The organism is Dokdonia pacifica (assembly GCF_900188275.1).
GTDB classification, from domain to species: Bacteria; Bacteroidota; Bacteroidia; order Flavobacteriales; family Flavobacteriaceae; genus Dokdonia; species Dokdonia pacifica.
Genome location: NZ_FZNY01000008.1, coordinates 99,245 through 122,351, shown reverse-complemented (window position 1 = coordinate 122,351; position 23,107 = coordinate 99,245). Strand labels below are relative to the sequence as shown.

General features: G+C 35.1%; 20 protein-coding genes. 11 read left to right on the top strand and 9 right to left on the bottom strand.

From position 1 onward, the window contains the following. The 8 genes from CHB80_RS20620 to CHB80_RS20585 all read left to right on the top strand — a co-directional run bounded on the left by CHB80_RS20620 (window position 1) and on the right by CHB80_RS20585 (window position 8,680). Window positions 1-1,056 carry a nucleoid-associated protein gene (locus tag CHB80_RS20620; RefSeq protein ID WP_089373402.1) on the top strand — a complete coding sequence of 352 codons (1,056 nt, stop codon included), beginning with the start codon at window positions 1-3 and terminating at the stop codon, window positions 1,054-1,056. A gap of 103 nt (window positions 1,057-1,159) precedes the next feature. Further along, complete coding sequence (locus tag CHB80_RS20615) at window positions 1,160-2,059, top strand: ABC transporter ATP-binding protein (protein WP_089373401.1); 900 nt, start codon at window positions 1,160-1,162, stop codon at window positions 2,057-2,059. A gap of 6 nt (window positions 2,060-2,065) precedes the next feature. After that, window positions 2,066-2,908, top strand: a complete 843-nt coding sequence (locus CHB80_RS20610; protein ID WP_089373400.1) for an ABC transporter permease — start codon at window positions 2,066-2,068, stop codon at window positions 2,906-2,908. After that, window positions 2,898-3,158 carry a hypothetical protein gene (locus tag CHB80_RS20605; protein ID WP_089373399.1) on the top strand — a complete coding sequence of 87 codons (261 nt, stop codon included), beginning with the start codon at window positions 2,898-2,900 and terminating at the stop codon, window positions 3,156-3,158. The genes CHB80_RS20610 and CHB80_RS20605 overlap by 11 nt, the downstream gene beginning before the upstream one ends. A gap of 38 nt (window positions 3,159-3,196) precedes the next feature. Then, the gene (locus CHB80_RS20600; RefSeq protein WP_089373398.1) at window positions 3,197-6,160 is read left to right on the top strand and encodes a T9SS type B sorting domain-containing protein; all 2,964 of its coding nucleotides are present in this window, start codon (window positions 3,197-3,199) and stop codon (window positions 6,158-6,160) included. 60 nt (window positions 6,161-6,220) lie between these two features. Next, window positions 6,221-7,582, top strand: coding sequence for a DEAD/DEAH box helicase (locus CHB80_RS20595; protein WP_089373397.1), 1,362 nt, complete (start codon window positions 6,221-6,223; stop codon window positions 7,580-7,582). Beyond that, entirely contained in the window at window positions 7,579-8,340 is a 762-nt protein-coding gene (gene bla, locus CHB80_RS20590) for a subclass B1 metallo-beta-lactamase (RefSeq protein WP_089373396.1), read from the top strand. The genes CHB80_RS20595 and bla overlap by 4 nt, the downstream gene beginning before the upstream one ends. A 97-nt stretch (window positions 8,341-8,437) precedes the next feature. Further along, window positions 8,438-8,680, top strand: a complete 243-nt coding sequence (locus tag CHB80_RS20585) for a CDGSH iron-sulfur domain-containing protein (RefSeq protein WP_089373395.1) — start codon at window positions 8,438-8,440, stop codon at window positions 8,678-8,680. 159 nt (window positions 8,681-8,839) lie between these two features. Here CHB80_RS20585 and CHB80_RS20580 read toward each other — a convergent pair whose 3' ends face one another. The 3 genes from CHB80_RS20580 to CHB80_RS20570 are packed head-to-tail and all read right to left on the bottom strand — an operon-like array spanning window position 8,840 to window position 11,969. Next, window positions 8,840-10,258 (bottom strand): CCA tRNA nucleotidyltransferase, encoded by a 1,419-nt coding sequence (locus tag CHB80_RS20580; protein ID WP_089373394.1) that lies wholly within the window; start codon window positions 10,256-10,258, stop codon window positions 8,840-8,842. A gap of 24 nt (window positions 10,259-10,282) precedes the next feature. After that, window positions 10,283-10,843 carry an L-threonylcarbamoyladenylate synthase gene (locus CHB80_RS20575; RefSeq protein WP_089373393.1) on the bottom strand — a complete coding sequence of 187 codons (561 nt, stop codon included), beginning with the start codon at window positions 10,841-10,843 and terminating at the stop codon, window positions 10,283-10,285. Window positions 10,844-10,853: 10 nt separating this feature from the next. Continuing rightward, window positions 10,854-11,969 carry a glycosyltransferase family 4 protein gene (locus CHB80_RS20570; RefSeq protein ID WP_229746960.1) on the bottom strand — a complete coding sequence of 372 codons (1,116 nt, stop codon included), beginning with the start codon at window positions 11,967-11,969 and terminating at the stop codon, window positions 10,854-10,856. A gap of 35 nt (window positions 11,970-12,004) precedes the next feature. Between CHB80_RS20570 and CHB80_RS20565 the strand changes: the two genes are divergently transcribed. The 3 genes from CHB80_RS20565 (at window position 12,005) to CHB80_RS20555 (ending at window position 14,843) form a co-directional block, all read left to right on the top strand. Continuing rightward, window positions 12,005-12,760 (top strand): Kdo domain containing protein, encoded by a 756-nt coding sequence (locus CHB80_RS20565; RefSeq protein ID WP_089373392.1) that lies wholly within the window; start codon window positions 12,005-12,007, stop codon window positions 12,758-12,760. 141 nt (window positions 12,761-12,901) lie between these two features. After that, window positions 12,902-14,188 (top strand): DEAD/DEAH box helicase, encoded by a 1,287-nt coding sequence (locus tag CHB80_RS20560; RefSeq protein ID WP_089373391.1) that lies wholly within the window; start codon window positions 12,902-12,904, stop codon window positions 14,186-14,188. Continuing rightward, window positions 14,127-14,843: a DUF547 domain-containing protein gene (locus tag CHB80_RS20555; RefSeq protein WP_089373390.1), complete on the top strand. Its 717-nt coding sequence runs from the start codon at window positions 14,127-14,129 to the stop codon at window positions 14,841-14,843. The genes CHB80_RS20560 and CHB80_RS20555 overlap by 62 nt, the downstream gene beginning before the upstream one ends. Before the next feature lie 52 nt (window positions 14,844-14,895). Here CHB80_RS20555 and CHB80_RS20550 read toward each other — a convergent pair whose 3' ends face one another. From CHB80_RS20550 to CHB80_RS20525, 6 genes are all read right to left on the bottom strand, one after another. Beyond that, window positions 14,896-16,866 carry a vanadium-dependent haloperoxidase gene (locus CHB80_RS20550; RefSeq protein WP_089373389.1) on the bottom strand — a complete coding sequence of 657 codons (1,971 nt, stop codon included), beginning with the start codon at window positions 16,864-16,866 and terminating at the stop codon, window positions 14,896-14,898. Window positions 16,867-17,382: 516 nt separating this feature from the next. Continuing rightward, on the bottom strand, window positions 17,383-18,663 hold the full coding sequence (locus tag CHB80_RS20545) for an NAD(P)/FAD-dependent oxidoreductase (RefSeq protein WP_089373388.1): 1,281 nt from the start codon (window positions 18,661-18,663) through the stop codon (window positions 17,383-17,385). 212 nt (window positions 18,664-18,875) lie between these two features. Beyond that, on the bottom strand, window positions 18,876-19,295 hold the full coding sequence (locus CHB80_RS20540) for a hypothetical protein (protein ID WP_089373387.1): 420 nt from the start codon (window positions 19,293-19,295) through the stop codon (window positions 18,876-18,878). 24 nt (window positions 19,296-19,319) lie between these two features. After that, window positions 19,320-21,008 carry a glycoside hydrolase family 13 protein gene (locus tag CHB80_RS20535; RefSeq protein ID WP_089373386.1) on the bottom strand — a complete coding sequence of 563 codons (1,689 nt, stop codon included), beginning with the start codon at window positions 21,006-21,008 and terminating at the stop codon, window positions 19,320-19,322. A 58-nt stretch (window positions 21,009-21,066) separates the two neighbouring features. Beyond that, window positions 21,067-21,987 carry a hypothetical protein gene (locus CHB80_RS20530; RefSeq protein ID WP_143337201.1) on the bottom strand — a complete coding sequence of 307 codons (921 nt, stop codon included), beginning with the start codon at window positions 21,985-21,987 and terminating at the stop codon, window positions 21,067-21,069. Between the two features lie 168 nt (window positions 21,988-22,155). Then, window positions 22,156-22,992 carry a sialate O-acetylesterase gene (locus CHB80_RS20525; RefSeq protein ID WP_089373384.1) on the bottom strand — a complete coding sequence of 279 codons (837 nt, stop codon included), beginning with the start codon at window positions 22,990-22,992 and terminating at the stop codon, window positions 22,156-22,158. Between the last annotated feature and the right edge of the window lie 115 nt (window positions 22,993-23,107).

Sequence of the window (23,107 nt, the reverse complement as noted above, 5' to 3'; positions counted from 1 at the left end):
ATGATTAATTTATACAGCACACAAATTGAGTCCCTTTCTATTCATAGAATTGGGAATAAAAGTAAATCAGAAGGTCTTTTTGTGTCTAATGATCCATATCCTTTAAGTGATGAAATAACGCCTTTGATTAAGGAGTTCTTTTTTAAGCCATTTAGAGAAAAAGAAGAAAATTATTACCGCTTTGATCATGAAACAGATTTAGAATTCCATACGTTGTTTGGAATTGCACAGAAAGTTTTTGAAAACCCAGGAGCGACACACTTATTATCTGAAGAGATCGCAAAGCATTTATACGACCAGAGCGAACATCCCCATATTAAAGCGGGTGAATTATATATCGCACATTTAGAAAATGTGATGATTGATAATATCAAAACGGATGCTATTGGGATTTTTAAAAGCGAGTTAAAGCAAGACTTTTTACAATTTCGCGAAAGCGGGTCTAATTTAGAAATGCTTTTAGAACAAGGAATCAATCTTAATAAGTTAGATAAAGGGTGTTTGATTGTGAATCATAAACCAGAAGAAGGATATAAAATCCTATCAGTAGATTCAAATCGCTATGATACAAAGTATTGGCTTGAAAATTTCTTAGGTGTTGAGATTTTTGAAGATGATAATTTTTACACAAAAAAGTATTTGAAATTCTGCCAAGACTTTGCAAAAGATGTTGTGCTTCCTGCTGAAGATAAGAAGGAAGAGGTGCTTTTTATGAATCGTGCTGTTAATCATTTTGCTAAAAATGATGCTTTTAATGAAAGTGCATTTGTGAATGAAGTACTGGATAATCCAGATTTAATTCCTGAGTTTAAACATTACAAAACAGAGCAAGCTCCCAAATATAAAATAGAAGACTTAACAGAGTTTCCTATTAGTAATAAAGCCGTAAGTACGCAACGTAAAAAAATAAAGAACCTAATTCAGTTAGATACAAACATTCAAATCAAGCTAGATTTTATCAATCCTGAAAGTGCTGAAAAGTTTGTAGAAAAAGGTTGGGATGAAGAAAAACAGATGTATTACTATTTAGTTTATTTTAACAAAGAGCAGCAATAGCAAGGCTTAACGAAATACAGTCCCGCAATGCGGGACTTTTTTTGTAACAAAAAGTTTGAGTAACCGTCTAGTTTACATAACACAATCAAAAAACAATATCTTTTTGGAAACAATACTCACATTAAACAACCTTACCAAGCACTATGGTGCCGTACGTGCTGTAAATGATCTTTCATTTACCATAGAAAAAGGCAATGTATACGGTATTTTAGGCCCTAACGGAAGTGGAAAATCTACTACTTTAGGAATGGTGCTCAATGTCGTAAATGCTACTAGAGGAGATTATCATTGGTTTGACGGATCAGATTCTACACATAACGCACTCAAGAAAGTAGGAGCAATTATAGAGCGCCCTAATTTTTATCCATATATGACAGCTACTCAAAATTTGGGACTGGTATGTCAAATAAAAGGAGTGTCTAAAGATAAAATAGACGAAAAACTGGAAGTTGTAGGACTTTTAGATCGTAAGGATAGTAAATTCAGGACCTATTCTTTAGGGATGAAGCAACGTCTAGCCATTGCATCAGCTTTATTAAACGATCCAGAGATCTTAATTCTTGATGAACCTACCAATGGATTAGATCCACAAGGAATTCATCAAATTAGAGAGATCATAAAAAAAATTGCATCATCAGGAACTACTATTCTGCTGGCTTCTCACTTGCTTGATGAGGTGGAGAAAGTATGTTCTCACGTAGTGATTTTACGTAAAGGGGTAAAGTTGTATTCAGGACGTGTAGACGCTATGAATGCAAGTCACGGTTTCTTTGAATTAAAATGTGATGATACAGAAAAGCTGGTTGCTTATCTTAAAAACAATCCACTTTTTGGGGAAGTAAAAACTGAAGGCGATTTAGTTACTGGATTTTTAAAGAATCCGTTGAGTGCAAGAGAGTTGAATAGTCAACTTCATGCGCAGGGCATCGTTCTTAGCTACCTTGTACAACGTAAGGAAAGCCTAGAAGAGCAGTTCTTACAATTGACTAACAACTTAAACTAAACCGCTATGCTACGACTTTTAACTATAGAATATTATAAACTTAAACATAATAAAGTCTCAAGAGTTCTCATCTTAGGATACTTTATATTACTGTCTGCCATAGCACTTTTAGCATCTATAAAATTTAATCTTTTTGGTGCAGAGTTTAGACTGGCAGATCAAGGAATCTTTAACTTTCCATATATATGGCATTTTAATACCTACATCGCTGCAATTCTTAAATTTTTCCTTGCTGTCGTGATTGTGTCTATGACAGCCAATGAATATAGTAATAGAACATTGAAGCAAAACCTAATAGATGGATTAAGTAAAAAAGAATTTATTCTCTCTAAATTTATTACCGTTATTGTCTTTTCTGCAATCTCGACACTATTTATTTTTGTGGTGAGTTTGTTACTAGGTCTATCTTTTTCAGACTATAATGAGCTCAGTATCATAGTACAAGATTTAGAATATCTATTTGCATTTTTCTTAAAACTAGTGGGCTTCTTTTCTTTCTGTTTGTTTTTAGGAATTTTAATAAAACGATCAGCATTTGCGATAGGGTTTTTACTCTTTTGGTACTTTATAGAAGGGATCATACAACTCATTATGTTATATTTTGAAAATACACATAAAATAGAGGGACTAAGAGCTTCTGTGGTTCAGTTTTTACCATTAGAGTCTATGAGTAATCTTATAGAACAACCCTTCACAAGATTGAATGTCATCCAGTCTGCAGCAAATCAATTACAAACAGACATAGGTTTTGATTATGCAGTACATTGGTATGAAGTAGCGATCGTATCTGTATGGATTTTTATATTTATTTATTCATCATTTGCATTATTGAAAAAACGTGATTTATAATTTTCTTTTCGCTTTCGCGAAAATGAATCAGGATACAAAACAATCAAGAGCCAAGACAGAATATATGTCTTGGCTCTTTTTTTACGCTTCCGCGAAAGATGACTCATCTATTTACGAAGTACATATTCAGGAGCATACTATCAGAAAAAGGCATCTTAATTCTTATAGCAAAGCGGTCTTGATTCTTAGTCCTTTTTCGCGAAAGCGAAAAAACATACCTACATTGAGGAGGTTTTGGTATAGCACATAAAAAAAAGAAATGGTACATTTATAGGATACTAGGCAGTTATGCAAAAAAACTACTTTAAAATCCTACTCTTCTTTTTGCTTACTTCGCCCTTTCTTGAGGCGCAAGAGATAGAGCAGTTTACCATTTTTGCAGGACGTTTTGATTATACCGCTATAGGAAATACCCTCAATACAGATGAGAATGGAGGAGGAGCTCCTTGCGAAATTCTTACAGAAAGTGCTGCTACTTTAACTCTTGAATCAGATCAAACGGTAGAAGCGGCATACTTATATTGGGCAGGATCTGGAACAGGTGATTTTGATATTACACTTAATGATATCCCACTTACTGCAGAGCGTACATTTGCAGATCAAATAGATGATGATCGTGTATTTTTTGCAGGATTTGTAGATGTAACAACCATTGTTCAAGAAACAGGATCTGGAACATATACTTTTGGAGATTTAGACTTAACCGATGTGATTCCTCCTTTTTGTCCTACGGGAACTAATTTTGCAGGATGGGCCATTACTGTGATTTTTGAAGATCCAGATTTACCCTTGAATCTTGTCAATGTATTTGATGGTCTTGAAAATGTCTCTCAGTTTAATAATGAGCTTACTATAGAACTTGAAAACCTCAATGTGTTGGATAATGAAAATGCGCGTATTGGTTTTGTAGCTTGGGAAGGAGATGCAGGTATTGCTGTAAATGAAACCTTATCTATTAATGGAAATGTATTAAGTAACCCACCTCTTAATCCGGCCGATAATCAGTTTAATGGCACTAATAGTTTTACAGGACAGGATGATTTATTTAATATGGATATTGATTTTTATAGTATCGAAAACAATATTAATATAGGAGATACTTCGGCTACCATAATGCTTACTTCTGGGCAAGATTTTGTAATGATTAATAATATAATTACCGTATTAAATAGTCAGTTACCAGATGGTATCATTGCTATAGATGCCTTTGATGTTGCTTGTGGAAGTAGAGATGTAGAAGTTACATATACAGTATCAAATCAAGGTACTGACCCATTGCCAGTTGGAACACCCATTGCGTTTTATACAGATGGAACACTTGTAGGAACATCCATGACTGTAGAGGCTATAGCACCAGGAGAATCCCTTGTTGGAATGATTACACTTACCATTCCCAATGGGATTCCAGATATATTTACCTTGATAGCTGTTATAGATGATAACGGAACAGGAAATGGCGAAGTCACAGAAACCAATGAAGTAAATAATGAATCTACAGGAGTTACTATAAATCTTAATGTCATAGACCTAGTAACTCCATTAGAAGATATACACGTATGCGATGATGAAAGTAATGATGAGATTGCCATATTTGACCTTACAATAAATGAAGATCTAGCACTAGGTGGGCAGACAGGTATTATAGTAACATATCACGAAAATGAGGCAGATGCCATAACGGGAGATAACCCTATTCTTAATCCTGATGCCTATACCAATAGCTCAAATCCGCAAGAGATTTTTATGCGATTTAGTTTAGAAGCCGATCCTTTGTGTGTACGTATAGAATCTTTTCTATTACAAGTAGAGACACAGCCTATCATTCCTGAATTAGAAGATAGTATCGTGTGTGATGATGTGAGTAATGACGGATTTGCCTCGTTTAACTTAACGCTTCAGAATGCGCTGATTATTGGAACGCAAACTGAAGTTGCTATTCAGTTTTATACAAGTCTAGTAGATGCCCAAACGGAAACAGATCCTATTGAAAATCCGACAGCATTTCAAAATACTGTAAACCCACAAACTATTTTTGTAAGACTTTCTAATACATTGGCAACAGATTGTTTTGATATATCTTCCTTTCAACTTATTGTAGAAGATGTGCCAGTAATAGCTAATGAATTAGAAAACCTTTTGGTATGTGATGATCAGGATAATGACGGGATTTTTACTTTTGATTTGACTACAAATGAAGTACTCGCAGTGGGTGGGCAAACAAATGTGACGGTTACTTTTCATCTTACAGAAACAGATGCAACTAATGGTGAAAATGCAATTCCAAACCCTGATAGTTTTGATAACACTTTATCACCGCAAACTATCTACTTGCGTATACAACAAGACGATGATGCAATTTGTGTAACTATAGACTCATTTATACTAGAAGTTTTTGATCAACCTATAGTTCCTTCATTAAATGATATTTTATCCTGTGATGATAGTAGTAATGATGGGATTTTACTATTTAATCTTACACAACAAGAAAGTACTATATTAAATGGACAAGAAGATGTTGTGATCAGTTATCATACTACATTAGAAGACGCAGAAATAAATATAGGGGCAATTCAAAACCCAGATGTTTATCAAAATATAGAAAACCCACAAACGATCTACGTACGTATAGAAAATCCTAATAATACAGCATGTTTTGATCTTGGTATTTTTTCAATAGAAGCACTTACAATAGATCCTCCACAAGTATTACCAGATTTAGAAGCTTGTAATGAAGGGTTTGAAATGGCCACATTTGATCTTGTAGAAGCATCAGAAGGCCTTGTCGTATTTGATGATGAAGTCATAACAGGATATTATGAAAACCCTGACGATGCTTTTAATCAAGTAAATCAGATAGATGATCCGTTTGTATATACAAATAGTACAAACCCGCAGACTATTTATATCCGTACAGATAGACCAAGTGAAAGTTGTTATAGTTTGGCCCAGTTTACTTTAACAATAGAAAATTGCCCTCCTTTTGTGCCTGACGGATTTTCTCCTAATGCAGATAATCTAAATGATGTCTTTGAAATTAGTAATCTTAAAGACGTTTTTGACTATGAACTCTCCATTTATTCAAGATTAGGAAATCTAATTTATAAAGGAGATAATGAAATTCCATTTTGGGACGGGACTCCTAATCAAGGCATTGGAGGTTCAGAAGCTCCTACAGGAGTGTACTTTTGGGTACTAAAACTAAGAGATCCAAACATCGATGATATGGTAGGCTGGGTATACTTAAATCGTTAATACGAATTTCTTACAAAAATTTGTTAAAATTCACTAGCTTTGCCCGATCCTTCTAATGTTATGACTTTTAGAGAACTTAATCTTAATAATTCTTTGTGGAATGCGTTGGAAGACCTTGGTTTTTCAAAGCCAACCTCTATTCAAAAACTTGCTTTTGCTCCTGTAATGTCTGGTAAAGACGTAGTAGGAATTGCACAAACAGGTACGGGAAAAACGTATGCTTACATGCTCCCAATCTTACGAATTCTGACACACTCTCGTCAGGAGACTCCTAGAGTTTTAATATTAGTGCCTACAAGAGAGCTTGTTGTTCAGGTAGTTGATGAAATACATAAGATTTCAACCTACCTAGATGTGCGTGTTGCTGGTGTATATGGAGGAGCAAATATAAATACACAAAAAAAGCTCATTGCAGAAGGTCAGGATATCATTGTTGCTACGCCAGGGCGCTTGTATGATCTTGCCGTGAGTAGAGTTTTACAACTTAAAACAATTCAAAAACTCGTGATAGATGAGGTAGATGTGATGCTGGATTTAGGGTTCAGGCCTCAGCTTATGAATATTTTTGATATTCTACCTCCACGTAGACAAAATATTATGTTTTCTGCTACCATGACAGATGATGTAGATGCGTTAATTTCTGATTTCTTTCAAAAACCAGAACGTATTTCTGTAGCACGTAGTGGTACGCCACTTGAAAATATTACACAAATTGGGTATAAGATTCCTAATTTTTATACAAAAGTTAACTTTTTAATAGATGAACTCGCTTCCGCGAAAACATACCCAAAAGCTTTACTCTTTACAAGAGATAAACGTATGGCTGATCGTCTTTTTAAGAAACTAGACGAAGCATTTCCATCACAATGTGAGGTTATCCATTCTAATAAAACACAAAACTATCGTTTAAATAGTATTAAAGATTTTGAAGAAGGTGTGGTGCGTATTCTTGTGGCAACCGATGTGATGGCTAGAGGATTAGATATAGATGATATTTCACATGTAATTAATGTAGATACACCTAGTTATCCTGAAAACTATTTACACCGTATAGGAAGAACAGGTCGTGTAGAACGAAAAGGAACAGCTATTGTACTAACAACACCAAAAGAAGAAAAAGAATTAGAAAATATAGAGGAATTAATGCAATATAAAGTTCCTCAAACAATATTACCAGATACAGTTGTTATATCTGAAGAATTAGCACCTGAAGAGCGTCCAGAAGCAAAAGAAATCTATAATCCTATTCGTAGAAAGAATATGGAAGATGAAGATGCACCAGGACCCGCTTTTCACGAGAAAAAAGAAAAGAATAAAAAAGTCAACTTAGGCGGCTCTTATAAACGCACTATAAAGCAGAAATATAAAAAGCCTAAAACAAGGGGAGATAAAAATTACAATAAAAGGAATAAGCGAAAATGATAGAAAAATTACTTTATAGATGTAGTATTTTTTGTGTTATAGCACTAGTATTAACATCTTGTTTAGGGGGAAGTAAATTTGATCCAGATTCTTATGTAAGACCTTTAGAAATTGTGAAATTATCTGAAGATCATTACCAGCATATTTCATATTTAAAACTAAAGCAATCTAGCTACTATCCTTGCAATGGATATGTGTACATGTCTAAAGGGGAGGCCATTATTTTTGATTCTCCTATTACTGAAATGGAGGCGTCACAGCTTATAGATTTTCTTAAAAACAACCTGAAAGCTGAAATAAAGGGAGTTGTTGTTAATCATGCACATGCAGATGCCGCTGGTGGATTAAAAGCTTTCGCGAAAGCAAATATAAACTCCTATGCTTCTAATAAAACAGCACAACTATTAGCCAAAGATTCCATAACTATCACACACCCTTTTGAAACCAAACAAGAGATAAAAGTGGGAGATGCAATCATTGAAAACACCTATTTCGGAGCTGCTCATACAGAAGATAATATCGTTTCATATATAGCAGAAGAAAAACTTCTTTACGGTGGATGTATGATCAAATCATTGAATGCTACTAAAGGAAATCTAGCCGATGCAAACGTGCAAGAATGGCCACAAACTGTTCAGAAAATAAAAGAAGCATACCCAGAAGTGCAAACCGTAATTCCAGGTCATGGCGGTAGGGGAGATGTGTCGTTACTAAATTATACGATTCGATTATTTACAGCTAATGATGTAAGCGAGTAATAATTTAGAATAATTCCAAAAGTCTTTATTTATATATTAGGCATGTAATACTAATTTATAAAAATGTGATTTCCGTTTACACGGAAATGAAAAAGCTATGGAAGACAATAAAAAAAGAGGAGGAGATGCTCCTATTGCTTGCGAAGTAGAAGCAGGAAAAAAATACTCTTGGTGTACCTGTGGTCACAGTGAAAATCAGCCATTTTGTGATGGCGGTCATAAAGCTGCAGAAAGTACCCCTAACTTACGTTTTGAAGCACAAGAAACAGGAACTGTTTATTTATGTACATGTAAATTAACGAAGAACCCTCCGTACTGCGATGGATCGCATAATAATTAAGAGTTTTATAGATCATAATAAAAAAGGCTGATTCATACGAATCAGCCTTTTTTATTGGCACCGCCAAAGGGTTTAATACTCCGAAGCCTGCCTCGAAATTAAAACTCAGTTTCGTATAAATGCTCATGGACTTGCCCTGAGCTAGTTTACCCAGTAATCTTATGCAATTTGTAATCCTATCTCTTTTCCTTTTTGGATCATAAAAGCTTGTGCCGCTTCATATTCATTAGGAATGACGCCTTCTAGAATTGCTTCTTTAATCGCTTCTTTTATAATTCCAATTTCTTTGCTAGGCTTAAGATTAAATGTTTTCATAATCTCTTCTCCAGAAACAGGTGGTTGGAAATTACGAATATGATCACGTTCTTCTACTTCTTTTATTTTACGTCGTACCACTTTAAAGTTATTGTGATACTTTTTAAAACGTTTAGGATTTTTAGTTGTAATATCGGCTTCGCAAAGCGTCATCAGATCTTCAATATAATCTCCTGCATCAAATACCAATCTTCGTACAGCACTATCTGTTACGTGATCTTCAGAAATGACAATAGGTCGCGAACTCATTAATACCATTTTTTGAACAAATTTCATTTTGTCATTTAATGGCATTTTAAGTCGTTTGAATAATTTGTATACCATTTTAGATCCAACAAACTCGTGCCCATGAAATGTCCAACCTACTTTTTTGCTAAACTTTTTTGTAGGTGCTTTTCCTATGTCATGTAATAATGCTGCCCAACGTAACCAAACATCATTTGTGTTTTGTGAGATATTATCTACCACTTCTAATGTATGATAAAAGTTGTCCTTATGCTTTTGTCCTTCTACTTCGTCTATACCTTTTAATGCGATAAGCTCAGGAAGTATATAGGGAAGTAATCCTGTTTTTTCTAATAGTAAAAAGCCTTTAGAAGGTATAGGACTGAGCATTATTTTATGAAGCTCATCTACAATACGTTCTTTTGTAATGATTTTAATACGTTCTGCATTACGAGTAATAGATGCCAGTGATTCTTTTTCAATAGTGAAGTTGAGTTGCGTCGCAAAACGAATAGCACGCATCATACGTAATGGGTCATCACTATACGTAATATCAGGATCTAAAGGAGTTTGTATAATTCCTTTTTTAAGATCTTCTACTCCTCCAAAAGGATCGATAAGTTCACCATAATGAGCATCGTTTAACCGTATAGCAAGCGCATTAATGGTAAAGTCACGACGGTTTTGATCGTCCTGTAAACTACCATCTTCTACGATAGGATTACGACTATCTCTAGTGTAAGATTCTTTACGTGCACCTACAAATTCTACTTCGGTTTGTCCACTACGTAACATCGCTGTTCCATAGGTTTTAAATACTTGAACCTTGGGTTTATTAGGTAACAGTTGAGATACTTTTTGGGCAAGTTCAATACCACTCCCTACAGCCACTACATCAATATCTTTTGCAGTACCTCGTTTTAAAATATAATCACGCACAAACCCACCAATCACATAAGATTCTAATCCTAACGCGTCAGCAGCTTTAGAAATCGTATTAAAAATAGGGTCAGATAAGGCGTTTTGGTAATTAGGCATTCGTCTGTATGTGTTTGATAACTTTTACTTTCTAATAACAGAGACTTTTCCGTCATTAGTTAGTTTAATAATGGCAGAAGGTGAAAGACTTTTCTTTTCTCGATCCAAATTTACAACATAGTCTACGCCTTCCAAAATAACAGGGTCGATCTCTTTAAAGCTTCTAGGTGTAGGAGCACCACTAATATTAGCACTTGTAGAAACAATAGGTTTTCTAAATTTCTTTAATAAAATATTACAAAATTTATTTCGACATACGCGTATCCCTAATGTATTGTCTTCTGCAATAAGATTTTCAGCAATACGAATAGGATCATCATAAATAATCGTAGTAGGTTTAGCTGCATACTTTAAAATATCATACGCTACTTCAGGAATTTCTTCTACATACTGTTGTAACATTTTAAAATCACTAACAAGGCAAATTAACGCCTTGCTTTCAGCACGTTTTTTAAGTTGATATACTTTCTCTATTGCTTCAGAATTTGTAGCATCACAGCCTATTCCCCATACCGTATCTGTAGGGTAGAGTATAAGTCCGCCTCTTTTGAGTGTTGCAATTGCTTTTTCGTGTTCTTCTCTCATAATATATATGTCAAGATATAAGACTTCTATAAACGTCTAGATATTGTTTGGCAGCGTTTGTCCAACTAAAACTATGGGCGTGTGTTATATATGCTTCAGAAAGTGTTTCTGCATTTTTTGAATAATCTTCTAGTCCTTTTGTTAATACATCGGCCATATATCTTGCATCATAATGATCCCAATAAAATGCATGTGTGCCACCTACTTCAGGTAAAGATGTATTATTAGATATGAAAACGGGTTTTCCAAACCGCATCGCTTCTATAGGCGGTATACCAAATCCTTCTCGTAAAGAAGGAAATACAAAAGCGGTACAATGTTTTAAGTAATATTGCTTATCAAACTCAGAAATCTTTCCCGTGCATATCACACGATCTTGAAGTTTGTGTTTTTGAATACTTTCTTGCAATGTTGTTTTTGCATAGTCGGTCCCATTATTTCCAGATAGCACAAGCGTATACTTAGGTATAAGGGCAAGCATTTCTACGAGCGAATGGAAATTTTTACGTTCACTAAACTCCCCAATACTAAATAAAAATGGCCCATCCACCTTGATTTTAGGTGTGTGATGTTCTGGAAGCGTAATTGTTTCTAAAGTGTTACCGTTGTAGATAATATATTCAGGGACATCAGGGACTTTAAAATATTGATGAGTAGATGCTTGCGAATACTTAGAAATATACGTGATTGCATGACTTCTGTCTAGCTTAGCTTGAAAACGTTGATTACTCTCATGATTCAAATCTGTAGAAACTTCATCTATAAAATTGACATCATGTACTGTAAGTACATATGGGATGTCATGATGTGGTTCAATCTTTACATTTTGGTTAAGCGAATGCCATACATCATATTTCTTTCGGATTCTAAATGGAGATCGTCTATGTAATGTGTAGTATTTTTTATAGTCAAAATAATTGCCAAACTCTTTCTGAAAAGGCGCAGTATCTTTTGCATATAATGTGCACTGTATGTCAGTAGCATGAACATTATACATCCCTTTAATAAGGTGATAATTAAACTGTCCAAAACCTGTTTTTAGGTTTTTGAGGTTATGACTTTCTAAAAAAACAGTAGGAATTCTAGACATGCAGGCAAAGATAAATGAAAACTCCTGATTGTTCATTGTTTTATAAACAGTAGTTTCTGTAGTTTTGCAACGTGAACTATCATATAGCACCCACATATCAGGATAAGGCTGATCGTATATTGGATATCGTGACTCATTTTGAATCACGTGGTAAGAAATTTGATGAACGTGATCGTAATTCTTTGAAGTTATTTGAACTGGATGGAGAAACGATTAATATCAAATCTTTTAAAGTCCCTAATCTTATTAATAAGATTGCCTATCGTTATTTTAGAACTTCAAAAGCAAGACGCTCTTTTGAATATGGCAATCGCTTGTTAGAAAATGACGTGCTTACACCAGAACCTATAGGCTACTTTGAAGAACGAGGACTCTTTTTTGGTAGAAGCTACTATGTGAGTAAACATTTGTCATATGATTTAACGTATCGCGAGCTCATACGAGATTCTGAATATGTAGGTGATAAAAATATGCTGTCCGCTTTCGCGAAATTTACCTACGGTCTTCATGAAAAAAACATTCATTTTCTAGACCATTCTCCCGGAAATACATTGATTGTGATCAAGGATAATGGATATGATTTTTATTTAGTTGATTTGAATCGAATGGAATTTGGACCGATGGATTTTAAAACACGTATGACAAATTTTAGACGATTATCGTCTATTGAGTCTCAGGTAAAGATCACGGCAGATGCTTATGCCGAAGCTAGCGGAGAAGATGCTTCAAAAGTTTTTAAGGCCATGTGGCAGGAAGTACAAGACTTTCAAAAAGCATTCCATCGAAAAAAACGACTCAAGAAAAAATTGAAGTTCTGGAAGCGGTAGTGCCGTATTTTCAGTAAATAGTTAGTTTTTATGATGGTTGTATACGCTTTCGCGAAAGCGTATGACTTAAAATAAGACTACCTTTGTAAAATACACGAAATGATACAAACCTACATAAGCGTCATTTCTTAAGACCTATTTATGTCATTTCAATCATTAGGCTTATCCGAAGCCTTGCTTAAAGCAATAAGCAAAAAAGGATATACTACACCATCACCGATACAAGAGAAAGCAATTCCTGTTATATTGGAAGGGAAAGATGTACTTGCTTCTGCACAAACAGGTACCGGTAAAACAGCAGGGTTTACATTGCCTATGCTACAATTATTAACCGAAACAGAAGCCAGACGTAGACGCCCTATCCGAGCATTGGTACTTACACCTACACGAGAACTTGCTGCACAGATATATGATAATGTAAAAGCGTATAGTGAGTTTTTAGATATTCGATCTACCGTTATTTTTGGAGGTGTTAATCAGAAACCACAAGTAAGAACTCTACGACAAGGTGTTGATATTTTGATTGCAACACCCGGACGATTATTAGATTTACAAAATCAAGGGGAAATATCACTATCCAAAATAGAGTTTCTAGTACTGGATGAAGCAGATCGTATGTTGGACATGGGATTTGTGAGAGATATTAAAAAAGTAATTTCTTTAGTTCCTAGAAAACGTCAAACCTTATTGTTTAGTGCTACATTCTCTAAGAGCATTAAAGAATTAGCAAGCAGTATGTTGCATAAACCTGTATTGGTAGAGGCAACTCCAGAAAATACTACTGCCGAGAAGGTAAATCAAACAACGTATCGAGTAGATAAATCTAAGAAGACAGCACTTGTTACTAAATTTATTAAAGAAGGAAACTGGAATCAGGTACTTGTTTTTACACGTACAAAACATGGAGCTAATCGATTAAGTCAGAAATTAGATAAGGCAGGAATAACATCGGCTGCTATTCATGGGAATAAGACACAAAATGCGCGTACAAAAGCATTAGCTGGTTTTAAAAAAGGCACCATACGGGTATTGGTAGCTACAGATATTGCTGCTCGAGGTCTTGATATTCCTTTATTGCCTTATGTGATTAATTATGAATTGCCTAATGTTCCTGAAGATTATGTACATCGTATAGGACGTACAGGTAGAGCTGGTGCTAGTGGTCAAGCAATTTCGCTAGTAGGAGTAGATGAAAAAGAATATGTACGAGGGATTGAAAAGTTATTGGGAGAAAAATTACCCAGCAACATTGTACCAGGTTTTGAACCTACAGATACCATCGAAGAGTTAAAAGCAAGAGCTGCCGAAAATAAACAACAACATAGACAGTCTCGAAATAACAGATCTAGAAACAATTCACAAAAAAGTGAAGGGAACAATACAAACTCTCGAAGTAGTAGAAATCGTAATAGAAGAAGGAATAGATAGTCGTATAATGGGTTTTGATGCTACGTTATTTTCTAGAGATTTAAAAATAGCACGCTATGCATATCAGTATGGTGATACGGTGAATGAGGTATTGATAAAAGATTATCTTAAACATCTAAAATCGGTTGATCTTACTCGACAAATAAATGATGCAGCAAAACTAGCTTTTTGGATCAATGTGTATAATGGGATGACCAATTACGGTATTATCAAACTTGGTATTAAAGAATCTATGAAAGAACAAGCAGATTTCTTTAAAAGACCATTGTGTATGATAGGTGAATTGGAATTTTCTCTTGATGATATAGAGCACGGTATACTACGCTGTAATGCAAGAAAACATATATCTAATAATGACCCCAAATTAGGACTCATGGTTGATAAAGTAGACTATAGAATTCATTTTGTACTCAATTGTGGAGCAACATCATGTCCTGCAATTGCTTATTATACAGCAGTAGGATTAGAAGAAGAATTAACTCAAGCTGAAACTTCTTTTGTTTCTCAGGAGTTTATAGTCAATCATGATGAAAAAACCATTCAATGTTCAGCATTATTTGAATGGTATAAAGAAGATTTTGGAAATCGTTATTTGAATGATACTAAATATCAAGGATATTCTGTGTCACTTACACCGTATAACTGGCATATATAAAGAAAAGCGCTACTCAAAATGAGTAGCGCCTTTTTAATATATACAGAGATTATTATATTCTCTTTGTGTCTCCATTAAATAATGGAACTGTCATTGAGAAGTTTTCTCCAAACAATAACTTTTGTTCTTCAAGAATGCCTAAAGCAATCTCTTCTCCCATTAAGATAGACTCATAATAATCTGTAAAGTAATGTACTCCAGCCCAATCACGTCCTATAGAAATATTAGAACATAATTTGTTAAGCTCTCCTTCTACTGTAAGTTTTGCAATTTTATTATTGCTGTCTAATACAGGTACTACGCTTAACGATTGTCCTTGATCTACAGAAACGTATGCAAGATTAGATGAATGAACCTTATCTTCAGTAATTCCTGGTTTTACTTTTTCAAGGATCTTAAAATCTTCTTTTTGTAATTCATCTTTAGGAACTACTTCTAGAAGACTCTTATGATCAAAGAAAGCTTTAAGGATGGTTACACAAGCTCCAGCTACAGTAGCGTGACCTGCACCATATGCTGGGTGCATAGGAGATCCTTCACAAAAAGCCATAGGTAATAAATAGTTGCCAGCTTTTCCATTTTCATTTGCTACAGCATCTAAGATTTTACACTCTTCTAAATTATCAAACAGCTCTCTTAAGTCTGGAGCCATGTGTTGTAATTCATCAATTTTAAATAATCTAGCTGCTAGTGCTTCAGGACGTAAACGTCTATGTACGTTATACTTTTGGAAACGAACTGCTTTTAAAGCACGTGTCGCTACTTCAGTAACTAGCGATAAGATGTGTGGTCCACCAAAATGAGCAAATCCTTGTTGGTGATCAACCTTGTCATTTCCTTGGAAAGGAATTCCTGGATCAAATGCAGTTCCGTTTCCTAATAGAATTAAACATGCATTTAAGTACGCTTCATATAAAGCATCATAATGCACATATGTTGCAAGATCACGAGGTGTGTAGATAAATCTACGTCCTTGTGGAGAATTACCAGGAAGGTATGTTTCAAGTCCGCCTACATTAGCAGCATTTTGTACATCCAACCATTCTTCCCAAGTTTGCATATAATTTTGACCAGGCGTTGCTGTACGCACACGCTGATCTATAGAAATAGCTCCATAGGTGATTAATCCATCTCTAGTTCTACGCTCTGCGTCATTTCCATTAATACCAGTGTTTCCTACCAATAAAAATTGAGATAAGTAAGGACCTATATCATCTCCAGGAGTGATTCCTCTATAGGCTGTAGCTGGAGTTGGACATAAACGGTCACATCTGCGTATTTCTTCTTGACTGTTTAATTTTAAATCTACTTTTTCATTAAACCAATCAAGCTTTTGTAGTTTACTGGTAAATTCTTGTACTTGTTTTACATAATCGGCTTTGGTATCAAAAGCATCTATCACATAATCTGGTGATATATCTTCTTTTATATCCAGTCCGTCTCCACATCCCATAACACCATTGGTATACGCATGAAAAGGGATATCTCTTAATAACGCTTGGGTATACACCTCTGCCATTTCTCCTTCTAATTCCTCACTACCTAGGCGAGGTGCGGGAGGCATAGTAACAGCCTGTGCATCTGGTCCTTCTAGATCAAATGCAAGTCCTGCACTCTGACTTTCCCAAGCTCGTAGGCCTACAGGTCTGCCTCCGTTACCTGTCTTTGCTTTCTCTGATAACCAGTCAGGAAGCTTACATTCATAACCTACATTATCTTCACGTCCTAGTGGCGTGTCTCTAAAGTCTCTTTCATCACCACTATCAATCGCATTGATAAATTTTTGTACGTTAAGTGGTGTGTTTACTAATCCGGTTTTCTCATTATGAGGCATCCCTTTTGTAAAGGTCATTAGGTATGATGGTTCCCCTTTTTCAATACCATGACGTTCAGCATTTTCTTGGTCATGTCTAAAACACTGCTCATCTCCATTATCAATGTGTGGTAAATGCGGACGATCATACGCAACTTGCGCTGCTTTTCTTCTTCTTTCTCGAGCTTCCTCTCTTCTGTAATTGTTCATTTTTTTTATTGATTTTAGTTAATAAATTACGTTCTGATATTTGTAATATTGACAATTGATTATTTTGATTTTTTCATCATAATTTATAGGTTAAAGATAACCCAGATTAGCCTGAAATATGCTGATTTATAGCGGTTTAATCAGTAGTTTCAGTTCTTTATATATCTGATTTTCATGTAAATAAGTTGAATTTTCTTTCCCCAAATCGCAATGAAAGCCTATAAACAATGGGCTTTTCGTTTTAAAAGATGATTTTTAAATACAGAGCAAATTTATTTTATTGATATATAGGTGTTTAGGGGTATTTGCCCCTTTTTAAAAGGAGAATGAACTGCTTTTATACGCTTTCGCGAAAGCGTATATATAATATGTGAAATTTATACTTGTGAAAAGTGGATAATTGACAAGTTTGTTGAGAAGTGCAATTTCTTTAAAATAGAAAAGGATGTATAACTATATATAAAGAATAGTTATACATCCTTGTTTTAATGATGCTGTAGTCTGTTTAAAGTGTTTTTATGCTTTTGTAGGACGTTTATAAGGTCTTACAATCAATCGTAAACCATTATTATATCTAAAGTAATTCCACATCCAATTCACAAATACTACAACGCGATTTCTAAAGCCAACTAATAGCATAAGATGTACAAACATCCATACAAGCCATGCAAAGAATCCTTGAAATCTGAATTTTTTAAGTTCTACAACAGCTTTATTACGTCCAATAGTAGCCATAGATCCTTTATCATTATATATAAATGGGACTGCTTTTTTATTTCGCGCTAAGCGATTCAATGCTTTTGCTAGATATACACCTTGTTGCATGGCTACAGAGGCAAGCATTGGTAAGCCTTGTGGGTATCGTTCTGATTGTATAAGACCTGCGTCTCCTAATATATAAACATTATCTACTCCTTTTGCTTTGCAAAAATCGTCTGTAATAATACGGTGTCCTCGTCCAATCTCGGCAGCATTTAACCCTTCGGGAAAATCTCCTTTTACACCAGCTGCCCAAATTAAAGTGTCGGTTCTAAAGGATTGATCTCCATTTGTGGTTACTATATTGTCTTTATAATCGGTCACAAAGGTTTCTGTCCAGATATGTACTCCTAACTTTCTAAGTGCTGCAAACGCTTTTTCTGAAGAATTTTCATGCATAGGAGCGAGCACTCTTGGTGCTGCTTCGATAACATGAATTTTCATGACTCGTAAATCCAAATCAGGAAAGTCATTTGGAAGGATTTTGTTTTTAAGCTCTGCAAGTGCGCCTGCAAGCTCAACTCCTGTAGGACCCGCGCCTACAATTACAAAGTTCATGAGCTCTTCACGACGTTCTAGATCTGTTGTGTTAAGTGCTTTTTCAAAATTGCCTAAGATTTTAGAACGTAAATTGAGTGCGTCTGTAAGGGACTTCATTGGAAGTGAGTGCAATGCAATATTATCATTTCCAAAAAAGTTATTAGTAGCACCAGTAGCAATCACAAGTTGATCATAAAAAATATCTCCAATAGCCGTTTTGATGATAGATTTTTCGGTGTCAATATGCTCGACATTTGTCAATCTATAAAACGTGTTTTTCTTTTTATGTAATATTTTCCGAATAGGATAGGCAATAGAATCTGGCTCTAATCCTGCTGAAGAAACTTGATATAATAAAGGTTGAAAAGTGTGGTAATTGTTTTTGTCAATGAGAACGAGTTGATACTGATTGGTGTCAATCTTTTTTGCAACTTGAAGCCCTGCAAATCCTGCCCCGATAACAACGATTCGAGGTAAATCGATAGTGGGAATGTTCATTAAAAATGTTTGCAATAAAGATACAAAATCACAAAGGGATTTCCTTGTTTTTAAACACTAAATTACATGTCATTTTAGGTAATTATCTTGTCGAATTTCACAATAGAGTTATCTAATACAACTACATCAAGAAATACTACTTTTTAAAAGTACATGTTTCTTTAATTCTCATTATAGCTCGTCACAATTTTAAGTGATCTATTGGGGTGCTATCAATACTCAAAATCATAGGCATGTTTACCCCAATCTATCGTTTTGAATTTTTCAAGAATATCATCTTCTATTGGAAAGCAATATGTTTCTTGAAACCAGATTACTAATAATGAAGATGCATGCATATCTTCATTTCTTGCGGGTTGATGATGCCATAGCTCTGCAATACATACCGTAGAGGGTAAACTCATGGGCGTACCGAAACGATAGGGCCTGTTAATTTTTATGGGTGTTTGCTCAGGTTCAATTAAATAATAGTCATTCAAAAAAGACATTTCTTGTGCTCTTTTAATGACTGTTTCAATAGTACGTTTATTAGATGCATCGGTGGGTAGTCCTTCAAGAAGACCATTGTATGTTCCCCATTGATGTAACTCTCGGATACTTACTTCAATGTTATCTTTTAGGACTATGTTCATGGTTTCCGTATTCTTTAAGTGACTTTAATCTTCTAATCGATACACAACAGCTTGCCAAGCACCTAACATAAATTCTTTATAGGTTTGATCATCTAAGATAAGTGCATTCGAAATTACTTTTACTTTTCTATTATAGGTGATATGTTGCGGGAGTATATAAGTAACGGTATCATCACTAAAATTAAGTAAGATTAAAAAACGATCTGCTCCTAGGGTACGAGTATATGCATATACTTGCTCATGATCTGGATGTAAGCATTCATAATCGCCATATACGAGTGCAAGGTTCGATTTTCTCACAGCCGTCATTTTTCTAAAATAAGAAAGTACTGAATAGTCTTCGGTTTCTTGATGTGCCACCGAAACGCCATTAGTGTAGTTAGGATTCAAACGAATCCACGGGGTGCTTGAAGTAAAACCAGCATTTTGTGAAGCATCCCAATGCATGGGAGTACGGGCATTTTCGCGTGCGGCATGTTGCTCACTTTCCATAAAGGCAACTAAGTCACCACCGCTATTTTTTACATGCTCATAACGATTAATGGTATTAATATCTCGATAGTCCTCAATGTCTGTAAAGCGTACGTTGGTCATTCCTATTTCATCTCCTTGGTAGAAATAGGGAGTACCTCTCATAGTCAATAAAAAGGTGTGGAGTAGGGTAGCGCTATTTTTCCAATGTTCTGGGCTATCATTTCCCCAGCGACTTACAGATCTTGGGAAATCATGATTTGCTAAAAATAAACTTCCCCAACCCGCTTTCGCGAAAGCGGTATCCCAATCACTAAAAATTTTCTTAAACTCTGGGAGTTTCCACGCATCTTCTCGCATCGTAAATACCTCGCCCGGTTTACGGTCTAAAGACATCAAATCAAAATGGAAAAACATATCTATTTCCTTTCGATCTTCATGCACAAAATCTAATGCTTGATCTATATGAATACCCGGTCCTTCTCCTACTGTAAATGCATCATATTTAGAAATTACTTCACGATTGAGTTCGTTGAGGTATTCATGTATACGAGGTCCATTGGAATAATAAGCAATATATTCATGAGGAGCTGTGGCATTTATCTCAGGGTAGGTAGTGTCTTTGCTAATAAATGGTATGACATCCATACGAAATCCATCAACACCTTTTTGAAACCAGAAATGCATCATATCATAAATCTCCTGACGTACTTTCGGGTTTTCCCATTTTAAGTCGGGTTGCTTTACAGCAAAATAGTGTAAGTAATAGGCATCGGTATGTGTATCGTATTGCCATGCATTTTCATTGACATCAAAATAACTCCAGCGTTTTGGAGGCGCTCCTTTTTCGGCGGGCCACCAGTGGAAATAATCTCGATACGGGTTATCACGTGAGGATCGGGATTGTTGAAACCATTCATGCTCGTCGCTACAATGATTAACAACCAAGTCCATCACTAGGCGTAAGTTGCGAGCTTTCATTCCAGCTAATAGCTCATCAAAATCACTCATGGTGCCAAACTCTTCCATGATGGTACGATAGTTTCGGATATCATACCCATTGTCATCATTAGGGGAGTCATATACAGGATTGAGCCAAATAATATCTATGCCTAAACTCGCGATATAATCCAGCTTTTCAATAATCCCTCGTAAATCTCCAATGCCGTTTCCAGTTGTATCTTTAAAACTCCTAGGGTATATCTGATAGACAATTCCTTCTTTCCACCACGTTTGATGCATGTGCTTATTTTTGAAGACTAATTTAGGGAAAGTAGGGTAATATCTTATAAGGAAGGTATTAGGTATTTTGAATCAAAAAACAGATTACTTTACTTTCGGGTTCAAAGAACATATAAAGATCGCCATCTCCCCAGAAGTTCATCCCTTCAAAATCTCTTCTGTACCATTCGTTTTCAGGTTGAACACTGGTGCGTTTAGTATTTATTACATCACTCGTTATTTGCCCTAAAAAGCGCATGGTTTTTTGGGATTTTGGACAGGTTGGAATATCTGGATATTGTATCCAACTAGGTACCCCTGTATGTCCTACACTGTTATTGTAATCATTAGATTTTTGTCCTTTTATATATACTTTTTCATACACTATTTCAGAATCTGGTTGTAAGTCATCGTATGAATTGTCTGTTTCACTCAATTTCTTTTCATCGATTACTTTAGGATTCATGGGGTCGGAATAGTCAATATATAATTTGTCAAAGTTTAGATAGATAGGAGCAACGAGATGAATATCAAAAGGTAACCAAGCAAATGCTTCATCAGATTTAGAAAATTTTCCTAGATATTGAAATGGAGCATTAAACGTAAATGTAGGCGTTGTAAATTCTGGAGGTGCTTCTCCTCCTAAATAACTTTGAGAGTCTCTAACGCGATTAAACTCATAAATTTGATGAGGTTTGATAGCTGTGTATTCAAGTCCTATTTCGCTTTCGTTTAATTTCCGTTCTGTTTTTTGACCTTCCTCATGATCATAAGCTTTGACTAGTTTATTGTTTTCAAATACGAGCTCTATAGATGACCAGACAGTAAGGGCTGTTTTTTTATCTATGACTTGCGTTTCTATAAATTTCTGGCAGTCTTCATCTCCATTAAACTCCGCTTCCCATCCTGCAAGATATATACGTTTTTCATTCTCTTGTGCGTTGCAAGAACTCAATATTCCCATGGTGATAAGTAGTAGTATGTTTTTATAAAATTTCATATGCTGGAGTGGTTTGTATTTGATAACCATATGGATATGGTATGTACTAATATAAGAACCTTTTTTTGCTTTACCGTTTCACTCTCCTTGTAGTCTTGAATCTCACAAGTTTGATTTCGCGAAAGCGTATACATCAACCTGTAAGAAAAAGAGGTTAGTCTTACTGCATTATTCAGGGAGTAATGTAAGCATTTTGGTAGCATATCTTCTTCCCATTTCTCGATATCCTTCTGAATCGAAATGGGCATTATCTTGAGCAGTACAATCTGTAGAAGAGATAATGTAGGCAGTTTCTACAATGTCAGGTAAGGTATTGATAATAGGGTTCATACTCCCACAACAACTACCTTCTATAGAAACGACTTCACCAGCTAGCAATGGGACATCTTCAGCATTTAGAGAAAGTTCTGTAAGCATATCTTGATAAATTTTCTTAACATATGCTGGCCAACGTGGGTCTCCTGTATTGGTCTCTCCTTGATGTAATAAAATCCCTTTGATGACACCTTTTTGTTGCGCTACTTTAGCCATCTGCATTAGATATGCATAAGGACTTCCGTTGTAATCTTTTACTTTATTTGTAAACCAATCTTCTTGATAGGTGTCTTGATACTCTTGATATAGATCCTTATCAAATAACCGAATATCACAACCTCCAACGGCTACATTAATAACCCCTACTTTAATACTATCTGGAAGGTTTGCAACTAATGTTCTCCCAAAATAATCAGCTGGAGAAAGTCCTGAGTAACATTGTGATAAAGGAGGAACAGCTGGATACCAAGTATCTTTTGTTCTACCTAATTCAGGACAATCCAGTGCTTGCATTACTAGAAAACGATCTTCTATTACTTTGTCTTGAGCTTCAATAATACCCTGTCCTTCCATATTAGATTGTCCAAAGCACAAATAAATATGAAAATTGGGATCTTGTGCATGTGTTTCAAAACTCAAGATATTTGAAACCGCTATCATTAGAATAAATACGAAGCTTCTTTTGTGCATTACAGAAATGGTATTATAATGAGTTAATCTATCTGTATTAGATATTATTATGGAAAGATACTAAAACTCTACATAGTTGAGTAGTTTAAGATCTATATCCTACAGGTATAATTCG

What these genes read in the sequence shown, in the direction of transcription:
- CHB80_RS20560 (WP_089373391.1), top strand. Translation starts at nt 12,902, where the DNA reads ATGTCATTTCAATCATTAGGCTTATCCGAAGCCTTGCTTAAAGCAATA.
- CHB80_RS20530 (WP_143337201.1), bottom strand. Translation starts at nt 21,987, where the DNA reads ATGAAATTTTATAAAAACATACTACTACTTATCACCATGGGAATATTG.
- CHB80_RS20570 (WP_229746960.1), bottom strand. Translation starts at nt 11,969, where the DNA reads ATGAACAATCAGGAGTTTTCATTTATCTTTGCCTGCATGTCTAGAATT.
- CHB80_RS20610 (WP_089373400.1), top strand. Translation starts at nt 2,066, where the DNA reads ATGCTACGACTTTTAACTATAGAATATTATAAACTTAAACATAATAAA.
- CHB80_RS20580 (WP_089373394.1), bottom strand. Translation starts at nt 10,258, where the DNA reads ATGCCTAATTACCAAAACGCCTTATCTGACCCTATTTTTAATACGATT.
- CHB80_RS20525 (WP_089373384.1), bottom strand. Translation starts at nt 22,992, where the DNA reads ATGCACAAAAGAAGCTTCGTATTTATTCTAATGATAGCGGTTTCAAAT.
- CHB80_RS20550 (WP_089373389.1), bottom strand. Translation starts at nt 16,866, where the DNA reads ATGAACAATTACAGAAGAGAGGAAGCTCGAGAAAGAAGAAGAAAAGCA.
- CHB80_RS20585 (WP_089373395.1), top strand. Translation starts at nt 8,438, where the DNA reads ATGGAAGACAATAAAAAAAGAGGAGGAGATGCTCCTATTGCTTGCGAA.
- CHB80_RS20575 (WP_089373393.1), bottom strand. Translation starts at nt 10,843, where the DNA reads ATGAGAGAAGAACACGAAAAAGCAATTGCAACACTCAAAAGAGGCGGA.
- CHB80_RS20595 (WP_089373397.1), top strand. Translation starts at nt 6,221, where the DNA reads ATGACTTTTAGAGAACTTAATCTTAATAATTCTTTGTGGAATGCGTTG.
- CHB80_RS20620 (WP_089373402.1), top strand. Translation starts at nt 1, where the DNA reads ATGATTAATTTATACAGCACACAAATTGAGTCCCTTTCTATTCATAGA.
- bla (WP_089373396.1), top strand. Translation starts at nt 7,579, where the DNA reads ATGATAGAAAAATTACTTTATAGATGTAGTATTTTTTGTGTTATAGCA.
- CHB80_RS20545 (WP_089373388.1), bottom strand. Translation starts at nt 18,663, where the DNA reads ATGAACATTCCCACTATCGATTTACCTCGAATCGTTGTTATCGGGGCA.
- CHB80_RS20600 (WP_089373398.1), top strand. Translation starts at nt 3,197, where the DNA reads ATGCAAAAAAACTACTTTAAAATCCTACTCTTCTTTTTGCTTACTTCG.
- CHB80_RS20535 (WP_089373386.1), bottom strand. Translation starts at nt 21,008, where the DNA reads ATGCATCAAACGTGGTGGAAAGAAGGAATTGTCTATCAGATATACCCT.
- CHB80_RS20540 (WP_089373387.1), bottom strand. Translation starts at nt 19,295, where the DNA reads ATGAACATAGTCCTAAAAGATAACATTGAAGTAAGTATCCGAGAGTTA.